General features: G+C 60.4%; 15 protein-coding genes. 8 read left to right on the top strand and 7 right to left on the bottom strand.

Features of this window, described 5'->3' with window-relative positions; all coding sequences use genetic code 11:
- Positions 1–2: 2 nt before the first annotated feature.
- From FJ972_RS24655 to FJ972_RS24665, 3 genes are all read right to left on the bottom strand, one after another.
- Entirely contained in the window at positions 3–938 is a 936-nt protein-coding gene (locus FJ972_RS24655) for an ABC transporter permease (RefSeq protein ID WP_140497345.1), read from the bottom strand.
- Between the two features lie 111 nt (positions 939–1,049).
- Positions 1,050–2,642 carry an ABC transporter substrate-binding protein gene (locus tag FJ972_RS24660; protein ID WP_140525152.1) on the bottom strand — a complete coding sequence of 531 codons (1,593 nt, stop codon included), beginning with the start codon at positions 2,640–2,642 and terminating at the stop codon, positions 1,050–1,052.
- Between the two features lie 67 nt (positions 2,643–2,709).
- Entirely contained in the window at positions 2,710–4,335 is a 1,626-nt protein-coding gene (locus FJ972_RS24665; RefSeq protein WP_140525153.1) for an amidohydrolase, read from the bottom strand.
- A gap of 295 nt (positions 4,336–4,630) precedes the next feature.
- Here FJ972_RS24665 and FJ972_RS24670 point away from each other — a divergent pair, with 295 nt between their 5' ends.
- Entirely contained in the window at positions 4,631–5,611 is a 981-nt protein-coding gene (locus FJ972_RS24670; protein ID WP_140497338.1) for a LysR family transcriptional regulator, read from the top strand.
- On the opposite strand, the gene FJ972_RS24675 is transcribed toward FJ972_RS24670, so the two are convergent.
- Genes FJ972_RS24675 through FJ972_RS24685 form a run of 3 tightly spaced genes read right to left on the bottom strand, consistent with a single transcriptional unit; the run spans position 5,598 to position 8,336 of the window.
- Positions 5,598–6,398: a M55 family metallopeptidase gene (locus tag FJ972_RS24675; RefSeq protein WP_140525154.1), complete on the bottom strand. Its 801-nt coding sequence runs from the start codon at positions 6,396–6,398 to the stop codon at positions 5,598–5,600. The two genes, FJ972_RS24670 and FJ972_RS24675, sit on opposite strands and share 14 nt — an antisense overlap.
- 2 nt (positions 6,399–6,400) lie before the next feature.
- Positions 6,401–7,429, bottom strand: a complete 1,029-nt coding sequence (locus tag FJ972_RS24680) for a P1 family peptidase (protein ID WP_140525155.1) — start codon at positions 7,427–7,429, stop codon at positions 6,401–6,403.
- Positions 7,430–7,445: 16 nt separating this feature from the next.
- Complete coding sequence (locus FJ972_RS24685; protein ID WP_140525166.1) at positions 7,446–8,336, bottom strand: D-amino-acid transaminase; 891 nt, start codon at positions 8,334–8,336, stop codon at positions 7,446–7,448.
- A gap of 261 nt (positions 8,337–8,597) precedes the next feature.
- On the opposite strand from FJ972_RS24685, the gene FJ972_RS24690 reads away from it, so the two are divergent.
- From FJ972_RS24690 to FJ972_RS24720, 7 genes are all read left to right on the top strand, one after another.
- Positions 8,598–8,915 carry an ArsR/SmtB family transcription factor gene (locus FJ972_RS24690; RefSeq protein ID WP_210239482.1) on the top strand — a complete coding sequence of 106 codons (318 nt, stop codon included), beginning with the start codon at positions 8,598–8,600 and terminating at the stop codon, positions 8,913–8,915.
- Positions 8,912–9,400, top strand: coding sequence for an SRPBCC family protein (locus tag FJ972_RS24695; protein WP_140497330.1), 489 nt, complete (start codon positions 8,912–8,914; stop codon positions 9,398–9,400). Before FJ972_RS24690 ends, FJ972_RS24695 begins: the two co-directional genes overlap by 4 nt.
- Before the next feature lie 75 nt (positions 9,401–9,475).
- The gene (locus FJ972_RS24700) at positions 9,476–9,889 is read left to right on the top strand and encodes an MAPEG family protein (RefSeq protein ID WP_140525157.1); all 414 of its coding nucleotides are present in this window, start codon (positions 9,476–9,478) and stop codon (positions 9,887–9,889) included.
- Positions 9,890–10,267: 378 nt separating this feature from the next.
- Positions 10,268–11,716 carry a TolC family protein gene (locus FJ972_RS24705; protein ID WP_140525158.1) on the top strand — a complete coding sequence of 483 codons (1,449 nt, stop codon included), beginning with the start codon at positions 10,268–10,270 and terminating at the stop codon, positions 11,714–11,716.
- A 40-nt stretch (positions 11,717–11,756) separates the two neighbouring features.
- Positions 11,757–13,889, top strand: coding sequence for a type I secretion system permease/ATPase (locus tag FJ972_RS24710; protein WP_140525159.1), 2,133 nt, complete (start codon positions 11,757–11,759; stop codon positions 13,887–13,889).
- A gap of 45 nt (positions 13,890–13,934) precedes the next feature.
- Complete coding sequence (locus tag FJ972_RS24715; RefSeq protein WP_140497322.1) at positions 13,935–15,224, top strand: HlyD family type I secretion periplasmic adaptor subunit; 1,290 nt, start codon at positions 13,935–13,937, stop codon at positions 15,222–15,224.
- Complete coding sequence (locus FJ972_RS24720) at positions 15,214–15,849, top strand: ribbon-helix-helix domain-containing protein (RefSeq protein WP_140525160.1); 636 nt, start codon at positions 15,214–15,216, stop codon at positions 15,847–15,849. The genes FJ972_RS24715 and FJ972_RS24720 overlap by 11 nt, the downstream gene beginning before the upstream one ends.
- A 128-nt stretch (positions 15,850–15,977) precedes the next feature.
- Here FJ972_RS24720 and FJ972_RS24725 read toward each other — a convergent pair whose 3' ends face one another.
- Entirely contained in the window at positions 15,978–16,946 is a 969-nt protein-coding gene (locus FJ972_RS24725; RefSeq protein WP_140515173.1) for a transglutaminase-like cysteine peptidase, read from the bottom strand.
- Between the last annotated feature and the right edge of the window lie 97 nt (positions 16,947–17,043).

Genomic DNA, 17,043 nt, shown 5'->3' on the forward strand with positions numbered 1-17,043 from the left:
GATCAGGCCACCTTGATGCGCGGGTCGATCATGGCATAGGCGATATCGACCAGCATGTTGATGACAAGGAACCACAACACGATCACGATGACCGTACCCTGAACCACGGGAATGTCGCGTGCCGACACGCTGTCGACCAGAAGCGACCCGATCCCTGGCCAGGAAAACAGTTTCTCGATCACGATCGCCTGCCCCATGAGCGAACCGATCTGAAGGCCAAGCGTGGTCAGGATCAACACCAGCACGTTGCGGGTGACGTGACTGCGCACCAGACGCGGTTCGGTCAACCCTTTGGCTCGCGCCGTTCGCACGAAATCCGCGTTCATCACGTCCAGAACGCCAGCGCGGGTGGTTCGCGCCAGGAGCGCCATCGGCGATACGCCGAGCGCGATGGCAGGCAATATGATGTAGCGGATGCCGCCGGGCTGGTAGCCGAAGCTCGGCAGCAGACCGAGCTGCAGCGCAAAGACGTACATTAGCAGCAAACCTAGCCAGAATTCGGGAACCGACAGGCCGGAAACCGCCAGCATCATCGTGCCGGTGTCCAACACGCTGCCGGGCTTCAGCGCGGCCAGAAATCCCAGAGGAATACCGACTGCCGCGGCAAAGCCCATCGCCGCCAGCGCCAGTTTGATCGAAGGCCAGAGCCGCGGCTCGATCACGTTCCACACCGGTTCGCGGGTGCGGTAGGAAATTCCAAGGTCGAAATGCGCCAGCCCCCACAGATAGTCCCACAGGCGGACCGGCAGAGGCTTGTCCAGCCCGAACTGCTCGTTCAGATGCGCCATCACATCGGCATTCGTGGCGTTGCGCCCCTCCGACATCAGGCTCGATATGAAGCTGCCGGGGACGACGCTGAATATCACGAAAATGATCAGCACGACCGCCAGCAGGGTCGGGATCATCTGCAGCGTGCGACGAAAGATGAAGCGCGACATCCGCGAATCCTGCCTTTCAACAACTGGGCGCCACGCGGCGGGCGAGGAGTGGGCGCCATGCGGTGGGCGGGGCCGTACAAACCGGTCCCGCCCGCCAGCCATGCCATCGCGCTACTTGCGTGATGCGGGTGCGCTGTCGTCGATCCAGATGTCCTCGTAATCCTGGATAGCCAGTTCCGCGCCGTTCGGCTTCAGCCCGTGGACCCATGGCTGGTAGGCCATGACGGCCTTGTTGTAATTGAAGAACCAGACCGGAGCCTCGTCCTGCAGCAGGTTGTTGGCTTGCCTCAGAAGATCGTTCTGTTTGGCCGGATCGGTTTCGTTGCCTGCCTGCTCGATCAGCTTGTCGAAGTCGGCATTGTTGAACTTGACGTAGTTGCAGGCGGTTTGCGATGTCTTCGAATAGAAGCAGTTCAGATATTTCAGCGGATCCGGGCCCGACGAGTTCGACCAGATAAAGGCATCAAAATTGTCGGACAGGATCTTGTCGGACAGGACCGAGCTTTCCACCGGGTCGGTCGTCACGGTGACGCCCACCTTGGCCAGCATCGGGATGATCGCCTCGACGATCGGCAGGCCCCAGCTTTCGTTCGAGGTCGCGGTGACCGAGAACTTCAGACCGGTCTCGAACCCTGCCTCCTTCAGCAGTTCCTTGGCCTTTTCCGGATCATAGGCATAGGGCTTGGCGTCCTTGTCGAAGGCCGGCGATGAAATCGGCAGCCAGGAGACCGCGGGATAAGCCTTGTTCTTCAAGAGCTTCTCGACAATCAGGTCCTTGTTGATCGCATAATTGATCGCCTGCCGGACGCGCTTGTCCTTGAATGCCTCGACCTTCGGATTGAAGCCGATATTGCGGGTGTAGACTTCGGCCACCTCAAGGATGTGATCCTTCAGCGCCGGATCCTGGCTGTAGGCCTCATACTGCACAGGGCCGAGAACGTTGGTATCGATCTCCGCGTTGCGGAAGGCGACGTCGCGAGCCGAAGCTTCGCCCATCAGCATGATGTCGAGCTTGTCGAGATGCGGCTTGCCCTTCTCATAATAGCCGTCGAACTTCTCCAGTTCGACCTTCGAGCCCGCGACGTAATTGGCGAGCTTGAACGGGCCAAGGCCGTTCGGCTTGGAGGCGAGCTGATCCTCCGGATAGTCCTTGGAGTAGATCGGCGCATAGTTGGACATCAGGTTCCAGCCCGGATCGGCCAGGTTGATGAAGGTGATTTCGATGGTCCTGTCGTCGATCTTCTTCAACCCGGAAATATGATCGGCCTTGCCTGCCTGAAATTCGGCGACGCCGGCGATCTGCAACATCTGCTCGGCGCCCGGCAGGGCCTTCTTGGGATCGGCCAGACGGTTGTAGGACCAGATCACGTCATCGGCGTCGAGCTTGTCGCCATTGTGAAAGGTCGCTTCCCGGAGCTTGTAGGTATAGGTCTTGCCATCCGCCGACTTCTCTACCGTTCCGGCGAGGTCGAGCTCAGGCTTGCCGCTTTCCGGGTTCCATTTGTAGAGGGAGCGGTTGATCGCTTTGGCCACGATCTCGTCTTGCGTATGCGGTGTCGCCGTGATGTCCAGCGATGTGATGGAGTTGCCATAGGGCGCGGTGAACACCAATTTCCCCCCATCCTTCGGTGTGGCGTCCTGCGCCAGCGCGGCGGTCGCCGTTCCAAGCGCAAGCGCCGCGATCAAGCCAAGTCTGTTCAACATCCCTCAATTCCTCCCTGTGGTTCGTTGGTGATTTCCTGTCAGAGACGGGCCCAGCCGGCATTCCGCCTCAACTTCCTTCATGGACGATGCGCCCATCCAGAATTGTCATCTCACAGCGCGTTTCACGCAGGATTGTCTCCGGTGTGGCCGTCAGGAGGTCGTTGGAGAACACGGCGATGTCCGCGAGCATTCCAGGCTCCAGCCGGCCCTTCACCATTTCCGCGCCCTGGGAGTAGGCACCATGTTCGGTATAGGCGCGCAACGCCTGCTCGGGCGTCAGTATCTCGGAAGCGTCCATTACCGTGCCCTTGTGCGTCTTGCGCGTCAGCATGGCGTAGAGGTCCGGGAAGGGATTGGGCGAACAGACCGGCGAGTCGCTGCCGGTGGACGGCTTCATGCCGAGGCGATCCCAGGTTCCGATCGGATAGGAGCGCAACCCGCGCTCCGGCCCGAGAACAGAGACGTAGGCGTCGCCGAAATCATAGATGAAGGCCTGCTGCGGCGCAGGCAGGATGTCTGCCTTCAACATCCGCTGATTGATGGCATCATCGGCATAGCCGCAATGCTCGATCCGGTGCCGGTGCTTGTGATCCGGCCTGGCGGCGCGCACACGTTCATAAGCGCGCACGAGCTGGTCGATGGCGGCATCGCCAATGCCATGGCAGACCATGGTGTAGCCCATTGCGGTGTAGCGGTCGACCAGTTCGAACAATTGAGCGTCTGGCAGCATCCGGACACCGAAATTGTCAGGCTGGTCAATATATGGCTGGCGCATCCAGGCCGTGCGTCCGCCGGCCGAGCCGTCCGTGAATATCTTTACGCCGCCTATGCGGAACATGTCGCTGCCGACCCCGGTAACGAGACCCGCGGCATGGCAAGGCTCGACGATGGACGAACCGGGGTCGCCCAGAAGTGTTGCCCAGACCCGTACCGGGAGCCGGCCGCTGCGCTCGGCCTCATGATAAGCCTCGATCTCGGTCATACCGTCGATCTGGCCAGTGGCCGCGTCCATGCAGGACGTCATGCCGAACCGCAGGAGGTCACGGCCCCCCGCTTCGATAGCATCGAGTATCTCGGCGAAAGAGGGTGTCGGCTGGACGTCGTAGACGAAGTTCTGGGCGTTCTCAGCCAGCATTCCGGTCAGTTGCCCGGCCTCGCGCCCAATGACGCCACCATCCGGATCGGGCGTGTCGATATCGATTCCCGCCAGCGCCAGCGCCAGCGAATTCACGACAGTGACATGGCCGCAGGCGCGCGTGACCGAAACGGGATGATCGGGCAGGGCGGCGTCCAGTTCCTTCACGGTCGGCATCAGTGCGTCGGGATATCGGGTCTGGTCAAAACCCCGCGCGGTCACCCATGCGCCCTTGGGCGTTTCGGCGGCCCGCGCCTGCAACGCAGCCATCAGCGCGCCGCGGGTCGGCGCGGCATCGGGCGTCGCATCGACCTTGCCGCGCAGGAGCCCCGTCGAGATCAGATGCAGGTGCGCATCGTTCAGACCGGGCATTGCGAAGCGCCCGGCCAGATCCACGGCCCTCGTGCCCTTTCCGATCAGGGCCTTGATTTCGGCGTTGGAGCCACTGGCCACGACCTGGTTGCCCAAGACCGCAATCGCCTCCGCGATCGGATTTCCGTAACCGGTCCAAATCTTGCCGCCATGCAAAACGAGATCGGCTTGGTTCTGCGAATTCATGCTGCCTTTTCTTCTCCCCGGCGTTCACGGACGTCGCCGACATAGATTTGACTTTGAGTGGCATTCCGTTTCGCGCGCGGTCAGATTCTTCTCCCGCGCTCGACGTCACGTTCCCCCTGCCACCGGCTCCAGTTGCCAGCTTTTTCGTTTTGCAGACGTTGGGGCGTCGGCGATCACAAGGCCAATTCGGTTTTCGCAATCAAGCATGCAAAATTTGCATAACATAGCAATTATAATGAAATATGTTCCCCATTGCGGTTCGATCAATGCTCGAACGCAGTGGAGGAGAGGCCGCGTGGAAATCAAATGGCTCGAAGATTTCGTGACACTTGCAGAAACATCGAGCTTTTCGCGGGCAGCCGAAATCCGCAATGTCACCCAGTCGGCCTTCAGTCGGCGCATCAAGCAGCTTGAGACGTGGCTCGGAGCACCGCTCATCAGTCGTGCCACCATGCCGGCCGAACTGACATCGGCCGGACGCAATTTTCTTCCGATGGCGCAAGACGCCATCAGGATGTTCTATTCGGTGCGCGAGTCTCTGCGCCCGCCTGCGGAACAGGGGCTTGTACGCTTTGCGGCCCTTCACACATTGACCATCACGTTCTTTCCGGTTTGGCTGCGGGAGGTGCAGCGGAACACTCGCACCTTCGGCACATCCTTCATGGCTGACAGGGGTGGCATCGAGGCGAACCTGGCTGCACTGACCGATGGCGAAACCGACTTCTTCCTGACCTATGCGCACCGTGAAGTGCCGTTTCACCTGGATCGCGACAAGTTTTCTCATCTGGCTATCGGATCGGATCGGCTCATCCCGGTCGCGGCGCCGGAACTGCGCTTCGACAAGTCGACCGTGCCCGCGGCGGGCATTCTGGACAGTCCGGAAACGGCAAAGCGAGCTTTGCCCTATCTGGGCTATGGTTACAGCTCTTTCTTTGGTGTCGCCCTCGGAAAACTGTTCTCGAAGCACTCGCCGTTCCGGCGTCAGACAGTGCATGAAAGCACAATAAGCGCCGGACTCAAGGAACTTGCGCTGACCGGCGCGGGCATCTGCTGGCTGCCAGAAAGCCTCGTCGAGAACGACATCTCCAATGGAGCCCTTGTCATCTGTTCGAATGACAGCACATGGACGCTCGATCTCGAGATACGATTGTATCGCAGCTCGGAGAAGACGCGAAGCACCATGGTAGAGGCTCTTTGGCAATCATCCAAGGCGCTGGCGCAAACGTTGAAGCCCGCCGCGCCAGCCGCGGGCACGGCGACCTTCAGCTCTTCATGAAGCGGAAGGCGCGCAGCACCTCGAAATAGTCGTTCGATGCAAAGGCGACGGCACGTGGCCCGTGCCGGCGCACTCCGGGATACCAGGAGGCGCGATAGGCATCGACGGGGTTGCTGAATTCGATGATGATCTCGACCCTTTCCGGCATTGACGGCAAAGCTTGCCGCGCCCTGTCGCGCAACGCCCTTTCAACGCCCTCGCATATTGCGCCGCGCGCCGCCGCAGGCGCCAGGGAGATGGTGGCCGCGCCGATGCCTTTGAGGGTTTCGACAGTGGCTATCCCCGGGACGAGGGCTCTGGCGTCGGCGCAAATGCCTTCGTCGCCGGAAAGAAATACCGAGCGCACGCCATAGCGCGCGGCGCACAACGCATTCAATGTGAATTCGGACGCTGTTTCGCCATTCAGGATCAGCCGCGATATTCGCAATGTCGATGTGTGTGCAAGCGGGTTGTCCTCGACGCCGGCCTTGGAATGGTAGCCGGTATAAAGCGCGGCATCGAAGCTTTCATCGATCCCGAACATCATTGCGTCCGGATGTCCCGACCAGCCCCTCACGATGCGCGCGAAAGGCGGCATGCGTTCGAGAATAAGGTTGCGCCCGCTGTCATGCGCATCCTTGATCATGATTTCGGTGGCGCCAGCGGCTCGCGCTCCTTCGCAGGCGGCCAGGACCTCCCCGGTCATCAGTTCGCGGAATTCCCTGTGGTCGGCATGCGTTCTTTCCGCCTCGTCCCAGGATTGAATGCCCGCGGTGCCTTCGATATCGGCCGAAATGAAAATCTTCATGCTCAAAGGGGCTCCTTCAGCCAGTCGGTCAACGCCGGAATCCTGCGTCTATTTCGTCCAACCACGCCTTGCGCGGCGCACAGGGCGTTCAGAACGGCCTCGACCGTGGTTTCCACAACCGCTTCGAAAATGAGGTCGATGTATCTGTCATCGACACGCGAAATCGAAATGAACGGTGAGGGCGAGACGTGCGGCAGAGGATCGGCGGTCGTGAAGGCGATGGCGATATCGCCACTGCCGTGTCCCCAATACGAACCGAGGCGGGCAATGCCGGCGCCGGCCCGGCTGGCGGCACGGTTCAATTGCCGGTCGTCAAGAGGAATATCCGTGCCGAGAATGATGATGATCGACCCGCTTTCAGGCTCGCCGAGCCCTTTGGGATCGGCTCTGCGGCCATCCGGGAGGACAAGATCCCCTGCCCTGCCGAAGTTGGACAACACCAGAGCGCCAAGCGTGAAGGCGCGAGACCCGATCTCGACAGACCTGGACGCGCTGCCGATACCCGCCTTGAAGCCAAACGACGTCATTCCGGTGCCGGCGCCGATGCTGCCCTGTTCGACCGGACCGGCGCTCGCGGCATCCAGCGCCGCTTCGGCGTCATGCCGGGTGACCGCCATTGCCTGAATATCATTGATGCCGCCGTCGTTGCATTCGCAAACGACGGGATTGACCGTGCTGGTCTTGCGCCCGATCTCCGGGTTGGCGGCAATGGCACGCTTGATCAGCGCCTCCGCACATGGTGCGACCGAGAACGTGTTGGTCAGAAGGATCGGCGTTTCGATCGTGCACAGTTCGGACAATTGCATGAGCCCGACGGACTTGCCGAAACCGTTGATGATATCGACCGCCGCCCTGACCTTGGATCTGAACAGGTCGCCGCCATGGGGCAAGACGGCGGTGACGCCTGTCGCAAGTCCGTCGGCGATGATCGTCTTATGGCCGACCAGGACACCCGGCACGTCCGTGATCGCATTGTTCGGGCCGGGCGGCAGCCGCCCCATGCAAAGGCCTAAACGCCGTGCCGCGCCCATTTTCACATCCCACTCATCAAGCAAGGGCCGCTCTTCCGGCCGCATGCCCGTTCATCTCTGCAAAAGCTGTCTGGACGTAAATTTCCTGCAGGCGGCGTGTCAATGGACCAGGTTGGCCGTTTCCGATCCTGTGGCCGGCAATACGGACGACGGGGGTGACCAGGCTCGAGGCGGAGGTCAGGAACGCTTCCGCCGCCGAAAACGCCTCCTCTGGCGAGAACGCACGCTCTTCAAACAAAATGCCCTGGTCTTCACATAGACGCGCCACTGCTCGCCGCGTACAGCCGGGCAGGATGGCTTGAGAATTGGCGCGAGTAATGACACGGCCGTCGTGCGTAACGATGAAAGCCGTCGCCGATGCGCCCTCGGTCACCTGTCCACCCTCGACAAACCAGACATCATCGAAGCCTTTCTCGCTTGCAGCATGCTTTGCCAGAACCTGCCCCAGCAGCATGACAGTCTTTATGTCGCGCCGCGCCCAGCGCGGATCAGGCGCCAAGTCGACGGCGACGCCTTCGGCCTGAGCCTTGGTTCCTACGAGTTTGCGGGCGCTTGTGAAGGCGACCATGGTCGGCTCAAGATCATCGGGAAACAGGAAATTGCGCTTGGCTTCGCCGCGCGAAATCTGGAGATAGACCGTTCCTTCATCCAATCCGTTGAGCGAGATCAGTTCCAATTGAATGGCTTCTATCTCAGGCAGCGTCACGGGCATGGGAATACATATCTCGGCAAGCGACCGCTGGAGACGATTGAGATGGAAATCATTGTCTATCAGCCTGCCGCCGATCACGGCGGTCACCTCGTAGACCGCGTCTGCAAAGAGGAACCCCCGATCGAAGAGACCGATGCGCGCCTCGTCTTCGGGCATGTAACGCCGATTGCAATAGACTTGCGCCACTTTGGCCATCCTCGATCCCAGCATCAACTGACTGCTCGATAAATGCCAAGGCAGGTCGGCAAAGACCAATTCAAAAAATGCAATTCGGTATGCCGATACCGTCAAAGCGCAACTGGCACTCCCTGCGACGGCCGCATGATTCACGCCACGAGACGGCGCAGGTCGCTGAATGGTTTCCTTTAATCCCGCGGAGCCGGACGGGGGCTTGGACGACGCATCGTTGACCTCCCGATATTGACAGGTCGCGGCCATCGATTTAAGTTCGCGTTAGTGGCTACTAACGCGAACTACTGGACAGCGCTCGGAGATCCGACAAGGCGCACGATCTTCGAACTGCTGGTCGAACAGCCCTGTTCGGTCAGCGGACTTGCTCGTGCCCTGCCTGTAACCCGGCCGGCCGTCTCTCAGCACTTGAAGATACTCAAGGCTGCCGGGCTTGTGGCCGACACGCGCTCGGGCAAAGAACGCATATACCGTATCGATCAGGATGGGCTGGCAGGCCTGCGCGCGGAAATCGACCAGTTCTGGAGCAAGACCCTGGCGGGCTACAAATTAGCCGTCGAGTATCCAAAAAAGGACCAAGTATGAGTAAGGACCCTGCACTCGCGCCCGTAAGGCATTTCGTCGTTGTCGAGGCATCCATTGCGCGTGCCTTCAAGGTTTTCACCGAGGATTTCGGGAGATTCAAACCTCGAGAGCACAATCTTCTTGCCGTTCCGATCGCAGAAACGATCTTCGAACCCCGGGTCGGAGGGCACGTTTACGACCGAGGTGTGGATGGCAGCGAGTGCCGCTGGGCTCGTGTGTTGGCCTACGATCCGCCCAGCCGGCTGGTTCTGAGCTGGGACATCAGCCCTCGGTGGCAGATCGAGACCGACCCGAACAAGACGAGCGAATGGGAGGTCCGGTTCACGGCCGAGACCGAGAACAGAACCCGAGTTGAGATCGAGCACCGGCATTTCGAGCGCCATGGGGAAGGCTGGGTAGGCGTGAGGGGTGCAGTTGATAGCGATCAGGGCTGGCCGCTCTACCTGCAACGGTTCCACGACTTGTTCAACCATCGGACAGCCTGACAACCGCGTTGCAGTTCATGGGGTATGACTCGCAAGCACCGTATCGCCCACTGGGATTCCAGGAGCAGAGACAATATGGAAGTCTATTGGTTAAGCATCCTCGGCGTGCTTATGCTTTGTTTGCTGTCGGTGGTGTTGGCAGTCTATTCCGGTTCGTCCAAGGGATTTGCAGGGGTGCTTTCAGGACCGGTAGTCCCGGCGGACGACCACAACCCGCTCTACAGGATCGACCGCGTCCACATGAACTCGGTTGAGGCGCTGGCGCCCTTTGTCGTGCCCGCGGTGCTGGCGATGATGGTTGGTGTTGGACCGACCACTTTGGCGACGCTTGTGGGGCTGCACCTGGCGATACGCCTGATTCATCTGGGAATCTACCTACGTGGCGGAAACGCCGCAAAGGGAGGCAGTGTCAGGACGGTTCTGTACGTTTCGGGAGCGCTGGTTACGCTTGCCCTTATTCTTGTGACTGGATGGGCAGCACTCCATTGACGCGTTATCGGCAGTTATCGGAGGCTACATCCGTTATAGTCCGCGTCCGGCATCCCCGTTCGGCAACAGCGCCACCGTCTCGGCCCAGGCAACTTTCGGGACCATTGTGCGGTTTTTTCAAAAAAGTGCCCTAGCCGCTCCAACCAAGGCATTTTTTCGTTGCAGCCGATCGGCATTCTCCCACCCCCATCGGTCCCGCTGTTATGTGTTATTTTTGCTACATGTCGCTGCTCATGACTGGGAAAACCCATTTAGAGTCGCCTAAATTAATATTCGCTCACGTATTTTCTGAATATATCGGGTAATTCGGCAATGGTGGGCCTGGGGTTGGCCCGCTTAAGCGCCTTGAGGAAGGCGTTGGGGAAACGGGTGGGCTAAATGAATAGAACTGGCATGTCGGCCATAGGCAAGCGCCTTGGTCTTTTGATGGCGGCTACGATGCTGACTTGCGGGGGGGCGAACGCCCTCACGCTCAAGGAGGCCGTGGCGGTAGCGGTCGAATCCAATCCGGAGATCGGCCAGGCGATAGAAAATCGCGAAGCGATCGAGTTCGAATTGCGTCAGGCAAAGGGCCTCTATTTGCCCAGCGTCGACCTGCAGGCGTCGGCTGGCGCTCGCCGTCTCGACAATTCGTCACGGCGCGCACTCTCGATAGAGGACGACGCGCTTTATCCGGCAGAAACCGACCTGACCGTTTCGCAGACGCTCTATGACAGCGGCGCAAGGCGCGCAGAATTGAACCGCCAGGCCTCCCGCGTCGATGGCGCGTCGTTTCGAGTGCTGGAACGGTCGGAATTCATCGGCCTCTCTGTTGTCCAGGACTACCTCGAATACATGCTCCAGGCTTCGATTGTTGCCGAGGCAAAGAAAAACCTGGGCTTCCATCAAGCAATCCTCCACGACATCCAGGAAGGCATTGCCGGCGGCGGGTTGAACGAAGCCGACCGGCAACAGGCCGAGGAGCGGCTGTTCGCGGCCAAGGCCCGCATGCAGGAAGCGTCGGAGGAACTGGAGGCCGCGCGGATACGGTTTTTCAAGACCGTCGGCAAGCCGCTGACCAATGCAGCGAGGCCGGCCGACGTGTCCGGCACGCTGCCAAGGTCGCTGGACGATGCGTTGGGCCTTGCGCGCGAGAGTAACCCGCGCGTCCACATGGCCAACAGCGATATTGCCGCGGCGGCCTCGCTGGTGGACGCGGCGCGGGCGAAATATGGTCCCTCGATCATTGCCGAAGGCTCTGCCCGGGCGGGCTACGACATTGACGGCGACAATGGAGACGCATCCGATCTGCAGGCACGTCTGGTGTTGCGCTGGAATCTCTATCGGGGCGGCATCGACAAGGCCAATGAGCAGGAGCAGATCCGCCGCACCAGCGAGCAGCGGCTCGCGATGCACCAGGTTCTCCGAGAGATCGAGGAAGCCGTTCGCACGTCATGGGATCGTCGCTTCCGGCAGGCCGATCTGGCCAAGACCCTGAAGCTACAAGCAGTCTCCAACGAAAAGCTGGTCGCGTCCTATCGCGAACAGTTTAAGGTCGGTCAGCGCTCGTTGCTCGACGTGCTCGATGCGCAGAACACGCGATTCAACACCGCGACACTGGCCGACACCGCGTCCTACGCATCCCTTTTCGCGCAATATCGGCTTCTGGCGGCGACCGGGCAGTTGTTGAAAACGATGGATATCCACCCGCCAAAACAGGCCACGGCTTACGCGCGAACCGAGTTCGCCGCACCGGAAATAGCCGACACCGAGACCTATGCGCGCACGCCTTCGGAACAGAAAAATGACGTGCCGTTCGATATTCTGGCACCGGTCAGGAAAAAATAGGCGGGCCTAAGGATCGATCGAGAGTCCCCGCGGGCGGATCGTGAACCAGCAACCCAACATCCTGTCACCGAAAGAGGCTTTCAAGGCCTGCTTTTCGGCCGTCGCCGCATATCTCGGCCGCCCCAGCGCCGAAACCGTGCTCTTTGCCGGCGTGCCGCTGGCCGAGACGCGCATCGATATCGACGCAATCCGGCATCTTGCCGAGCGCGTCGGCCTTGAAATCACCGAATTCAGCCAGCGCGACTTTGTTCGGGGGCGCATCGACCTCCCCGCGATCGTCTTTCGCGTCAGCCAGCTGCCTGTCGCGCTGCTGGCCGATGGTGAAGCCGGGGAATATTTTACAGCTCCCCAGGAGGACGGGCGCACCAGGATCAGCCGGTCGGAACTGGCCAACAGCTATATCAGCGGCGGTGCGTCCTTCTCGATCACCTACGCCAACGCGACGGAGGCCATGAGCGTCGGCTCGGCGCCGAAAATCGAGCGGCGACATTGGCTGACGGGAACGATGGGGCCGTTCTGGCGCACCTATTCGAAGGTTGTCCTGTCGGCGGTGTTCATCAATCTGCTCGCCATCGCCTCGCCGATCTTCACCATGAACGTGTACGACAGGATCCTGCCGAACAAAGCGATATCGACGCTCTGGGTGCTGGCCATCGGCATCGGCGCGGTCATCCTGTTCGATCTGCTGCTAAAGACCTCCCGGGCATCGCTCATCGACTATGCCGGGCGCAAGGCGGATCTGCGCATTTCATACATGCTGTTCGAGAAGGTGCTGAACTCGTCTCTGGCGGCACGGCCGGGCTCGACGGGCGAATACGCAAATCGCGTGACCCAATATGAATTCGTGCGCGAATTCTTCACGTCCAACACCATCAGCGTGTTCATCGACACGGCTTTCGTGTTTGTTTTTCTCCTCGTCATCTATGCGATAGGCGGCTGGCTGGTCATGATACCCGCGCTGGCCTTCGTCGCGTCGGTGATCGTCGGACTGGTCACGCAGCGGCGCATCGGCAAGCGTGTGGCGGCCTCCATGAACGAGGCCTCGCAGCGCCAGGCGCTGCTGGTCGAATCCATTTCCACGCTGGAGACGATCAAGTCGCTGCGCGCCGAAGCCTACCTGTTGCGAAAATGGGGAGAGCATTCCAAAAACGCCTCCAACACCTCCGAGAAGATCAAGCAGCTTTCGGCCGCCGCCGGCAATATAACGCAGGCCATCCAGCAGCTGGTCACCGTCGCGCTGGTGGTGGCCGGCGCCTACGCCTTCTCCGAAGGACATGTCTCCACCGGAGCCATCATCGGCACCGTCATGCTGGCCAGCCGGGCTGTGGCCCCGCTCGGGCAGATCGCCATCACCTTGTCCAGATTGCGCCAGGCCATGCTCTCTTTGCGGATGGTGAATTCGATCATGGCTCAGCCGGAGGATCGTCCGGACACTGTGGGCTTCGTCAACCGGCCCATCCGCAACGGCGCCATGGTGTTCCGGAACGTCGGCTTTACCTATCCCGGCTCCGAGAACGAAGTCCTGACCGGCCTGAATTTCTCCGTGAAGCCGGGGGAGCGGATCGGCATCATCGGCCGCATAGGATCGGGAAAGACGACGATGGGGCGGCTGATCGGCAGGCTTTTCTTGCCGAGTTCCGGCGAACTGCTGCTGGACGGCATCGACATCCGTCAATACCACCCCTCCGAGGTTCGCGCCGCCGTCGGCATCGTCGCGCAGGCGAACGATCTGTTTTCAGGCACCATCAAGGAAAATCTTTTGATGGCCTGTCCGGAGGCGACCGATGAGCAGATCGTCGAAGCGGCCAAGGCCGCCGGCGTCGACGATTTCGTCTCCCGCCACCCGCGTGGCTATGACATGAATGTCGGCGAGCGCGGCACCAATCTCTCGGGCGGCCAGAGACAGACGATGGCGATCGCCCGGCTGTTGCTGACGAAACCGAAAGTCGTCTTCCTGGACGAGCCGTCCGGCTCGATGGATCTGGCTTCCGAGCGTCAACTGATCAAGCAGCTCAAAGTGGCTTTCGATCGAAACACCACGCTGATCGTCTCGACGCACCGCTTCAGCATGCTCGAACTTGCCGACCGGCTTATCGTCATCGAGCAAGGCAGGATCGTTGCCGATGGACCAAAGGACCAAGTGATACAGGCGCTGCAGAAAAAAAGCACCTGAAGAACGAAAACTATCAAAGTATTCAATGCGTTGGGGCCGTGGGAAATGCTTGCAAGAGAAGACCGGCCGCCGCTCTTTGCGTCGGCGTCCATATTTATCATAGGTGCACTCTTCGTGTCTTCCGTTGCTTGGGCGTCCTTTGCCGAGGTGGATGAAATCGCACGCGGCGACGGCAAGGTCATACCTGCTTCCAAAACGCAGATCATCCAGGCCAGCGAGCCGGGCGTCGTCCAGGAAATTGCCGTCAAGATCGGGCAGGTCGTGAAGAAGAACGACCTCATCATCCGCCTCGACAATACGTTCAACACCTCCAGCCTTGGCGAGCAACAGGCCAAGGCACGGGCATTACAGACCCGCATTGCACGGCTGAAGTTCGAGCAGAGCGGCGATCTGCAAGGCGAATTTCCATGTCCCGCCGAAATCCAGAAAGTCGCCCCGGAAATCTGCGACAACGAGCAGAAGCTGCTCGTCGCCCGCCGCGACAACTTCGAAGTCAAGCTGTCGGTTCTCAAGTCGCGCCTCGATCAGCGCGAGAAGGAATTGGACGAGGCGACGGCCAATTCCGATCGCCTCACGAAGAATCTGGTCGTCAGCGACCAGGAGGCAAAGCTGGTCGAAGCCATGGTCAAGAAAGGCCTGATGGCGCGAACCGAGCAACTCCGGGTTGAACGCGAGCAGACAGAGCTCAACGGGCAGCTGACGCTTGCTGGAGAAACCACCAAGAAAGCCAAATCGGCCATCACCGAGGCCCAGCTTCAGGTCGATGAGCTCGGTCTGCAGCTGCAACAGGAAGCGCTGAGCGACCTGACGCAGGCGCTGGCCGATCTCTCGGTGGTCGATGAAACCATACGCGGCGCGACCGACAAGGTGGCCCGCACCGACATCCGTTCTCCAGTCGACGGTATCGTCAACACGCTTGACATCAATACGGTTGGCGCCTTCGTGCAGCCCGGCGCGGTCGTGGCCGGCATCGTTCCGACTTCGGAGACCTTGCTGGTCGAAGCGCGGGTTTCGCCCCGCGACGTTGCCTTCATCCGGCCGGATCAGGAGGCGCTGATCAAGGTCACCGCCTATGATTTCTCGATCTTCGGCGGCATCGAAGGCAAGGTCTCGAACATCACCGCCGACAGTCTCGTCGACCAGAAGACAGGCGAGCCCTATTATCAGGTGCGCGTCGCGACCGACAGGTCGACGCTGACGCGGGATGGCAAGACCTATTCCATCATCCCGGGCATGATCTGCTCCGTCGACATCAAGACCGGCCGCAAGACGATCCTGACCTACCTGCTGAAACCCATCAACAAGGCACGAGAGGAGGCGATGAGTGAACGATAGCGCCACGCCTCCCGCTGTTCTCGAGCGGTTGCTCGTGCCGATGGCCGCGGAAGACCTCGGCATGGAGTTCCGGGTTGTCGCGCGCCGCGGCATCCGCCGCGGCATCCGCCTGGAGCGGACGTTCTGGACGTCGCTCAGGCAGATGGCGGAAAACCGGAAATGCACGATCGGCATGCTTGTCGATGAGATCGCCGAGAGCCAGCCTCCGGCCGGCAATCTGACATCGGCGATCAGGGTTGCTTGCATTCGTGATCTGGCGGAAGAAAACCTGACGTTGAAGAGGCTTGCATCGATCAGGACGATCACCGCGATACTGGTCGCCTGCCCCTCGCCCGCCTTCGCCCTTTCATCATCGAAAAAGATCCTGACCTTCAACGCTCCGTTCCAACAATTGGTAAAGCGCCAATTGCCGACGGCGCCGAGCGATGACGGCCGTCAGGATCTCAGGCTGGCGCTCGATCTCAACGTGGCGGACATCTTCGCGCGGCTGGATGCCAATGGCGAGATTCCGGTCGCCAGCGGGTTCGTCATCGGCGCCGGCGAACGCCGATATCGTGGCCAATTGAATGCCGTGCGAGCACCGCTGGTCGGGCAGGACCTGCTGATGGCATTCGTCAGCGGCTAGCAGCAGTTCCAGGAAAAGTGCAAAACGCTTCCCGGGAAAAGCGTGTAGCGCTTTCCCTTGGGAATTGCGCAAAACAAAGAGATAGAGCGGTTCGGCGTTTTCCATAAAAGCCGGCGAACCGCGGTTGCTCACCGACGGGCAAGCGCTCCAGAAGCCGTGTCGGGCTGCAATCCCTCGCCGGGCGCGACGCCTGCAAAACCGCCCTTGATCTCCGCGACCTGCGCGCTGCCCGATCTCGAACCATGGATCCAGGCTCGGTCCGTGCTGAAGGAATAAAGCGGCACATAATCGGGGAGATCGCTGTCGCGCAGCACGGTGTTGTTGAGGCTGTCGAGAATGAACACGCCACTTGCCGTGCTTACCGACAGGACCGCATGGAAGAATCCCCGCCTGCGATCCTGGAGAACAACCAACGCCATGCTTTGCGCGGGGATGCCGGCCCTCAGCAGCGCCGTCATCTTCAGTATGACGAAATCCTCGCAGTCGCCGGCGCGCTTATCGAGCACCTCGGTGGGCTTTGCCCAGTAATCGAGCTTGCCATAGATGACGCTGTCCTTCCTGTAGGCGATCAGGTGATTGATGCCGCTGTTGACGAATGACAGTTTCTCGCTGAACCCTTTGCCCTGTGCCGACGAGATCAGCCTGGCAAAAGCCGCACTCTTCTGCTCGCAGGCACTGCCCGCCGAGCAGCCGACAATTGCCTGGTAGACCGGTGCCCACCGCGCGGCGACGGGAAAGTTATGCATGGACAACGCGACCGAGCCGAACACGCCGGGGATAATCGTTGCCGTCTTGATGGGATCAATTCCGACATTCGCAGGCGCCGGCGCAACGCCCGCTTGGGCATCGTCGATCGTGTAACTCATGGAAACCAGGTCGGGCTGGTATCCTACCGCCGGTCGCCAAGGCTGGAATCTTTCCAGGGAAACGCCGCCCAGGCTGGGCGGCATCCGCACGTCTTCAACAAGCCCGCCGACCGAAGCGGTGCCCTCTAAATGGACGCTCGCGAGCGATGGCTGCGGCAGGCCTGCGAGGCTGATCGTCAGCAAGAGTAGCTTGAGGCCGGCTGTTCCCGGCGCGGTTTTTTCTTTTTTCATAACGCCCACCTTTTGACTGTGGACGGTACCGATCTTGTCTCAAATTATTGGCAATGAAGGTAGATAATGGCGACGAAACTTGTTTCCGCTATTTTTC

This window comes from Mesorhizobium sp. B2-1-1, assembly GCF_006442975.2.
GTDB lineage: Bacteria > Pseudomonadota > Alphaproteobacteria > Rhizobiales > Rhizobiaceae > Mesorhizobium.

Coding starts and splice junctions, on each gene's coding strand:
- FJ972_RS24675 (WP_140525154.1), bottom strand. CDS start 6,398: ATGAAGATTTTCATTTCGGCCGATATCGAAGGCACCGCGGGCATTCAA.
- FJ972_RS24695 (WP_140497330.1), top strand. CDS start 8,912: ATGAGTAAGGACCCTGCACTCGCGCCCGTAAGGCATTTCGTCGTTGTC.
- FJ972_RS24725 (WP_140515173.1), bottom strand. CDS start 16,946: ATGAAAAAAGAAAAAACCGCGCCGGGAACAGCCGGCCTCAAGCTACTC.
- FJ972_RS24665 (WP_140525153.1), bottom strand. CDS start 4,335: ATGAATTCGCAGAACCAAGCCGATCTCGTTTTGCATGGCGGCAAGATT.
- FJ972_RS24655 (WP_140497345.1), bottom strand. CDS start 938: ATGTCGCGCTTCATCTTTCGTCGCACGCTGCAGATGATCCCGACCCTG.
- FJ972_RS24715 (WP_140497322.1), top strand. CDS start 13,935: ATGCTTGCAAGAGAAGACCGGCCGCCGCTCTTTGCGTCGGCGTCCATA.
- FJ972_RS24660 (WP_140525152.1), bottom strand. CDS start 2,642: ATGTTGAACAGACTTGGCTTGATCGCGGCGCTTGCGCTTGGAACGGCG.
- FJ972_RS24705 (WP_140525158.1), top strand. CDS start 10,268: ATGAATAGAACTGGCATGTCGGCCATAGGCAAGCGCCTTGGTCTTTTG.
- FJ972_RS24685 (WP_140525166.1), bottom strand. CDS start 8,336: ATGGCCAAAGTGGCGCAAGTCTATTGCAATCGGCGTTACATGCCCGAA.
- FJ972_RS24700 (WP_140525157.1), top strand. CDS start 9,476: ATGGAAGTCTATTGGTTAAGCATCCTCGGCGTGCTTATGCTTTGTTTG.
- FJ972_RS24680 (WP_140525155.1), bottom strand. CDS start 7,429: ATGGGCGCGGCACGGCGTTTAGGCCTTTGCATGGGGCGGCTGCCGCCC.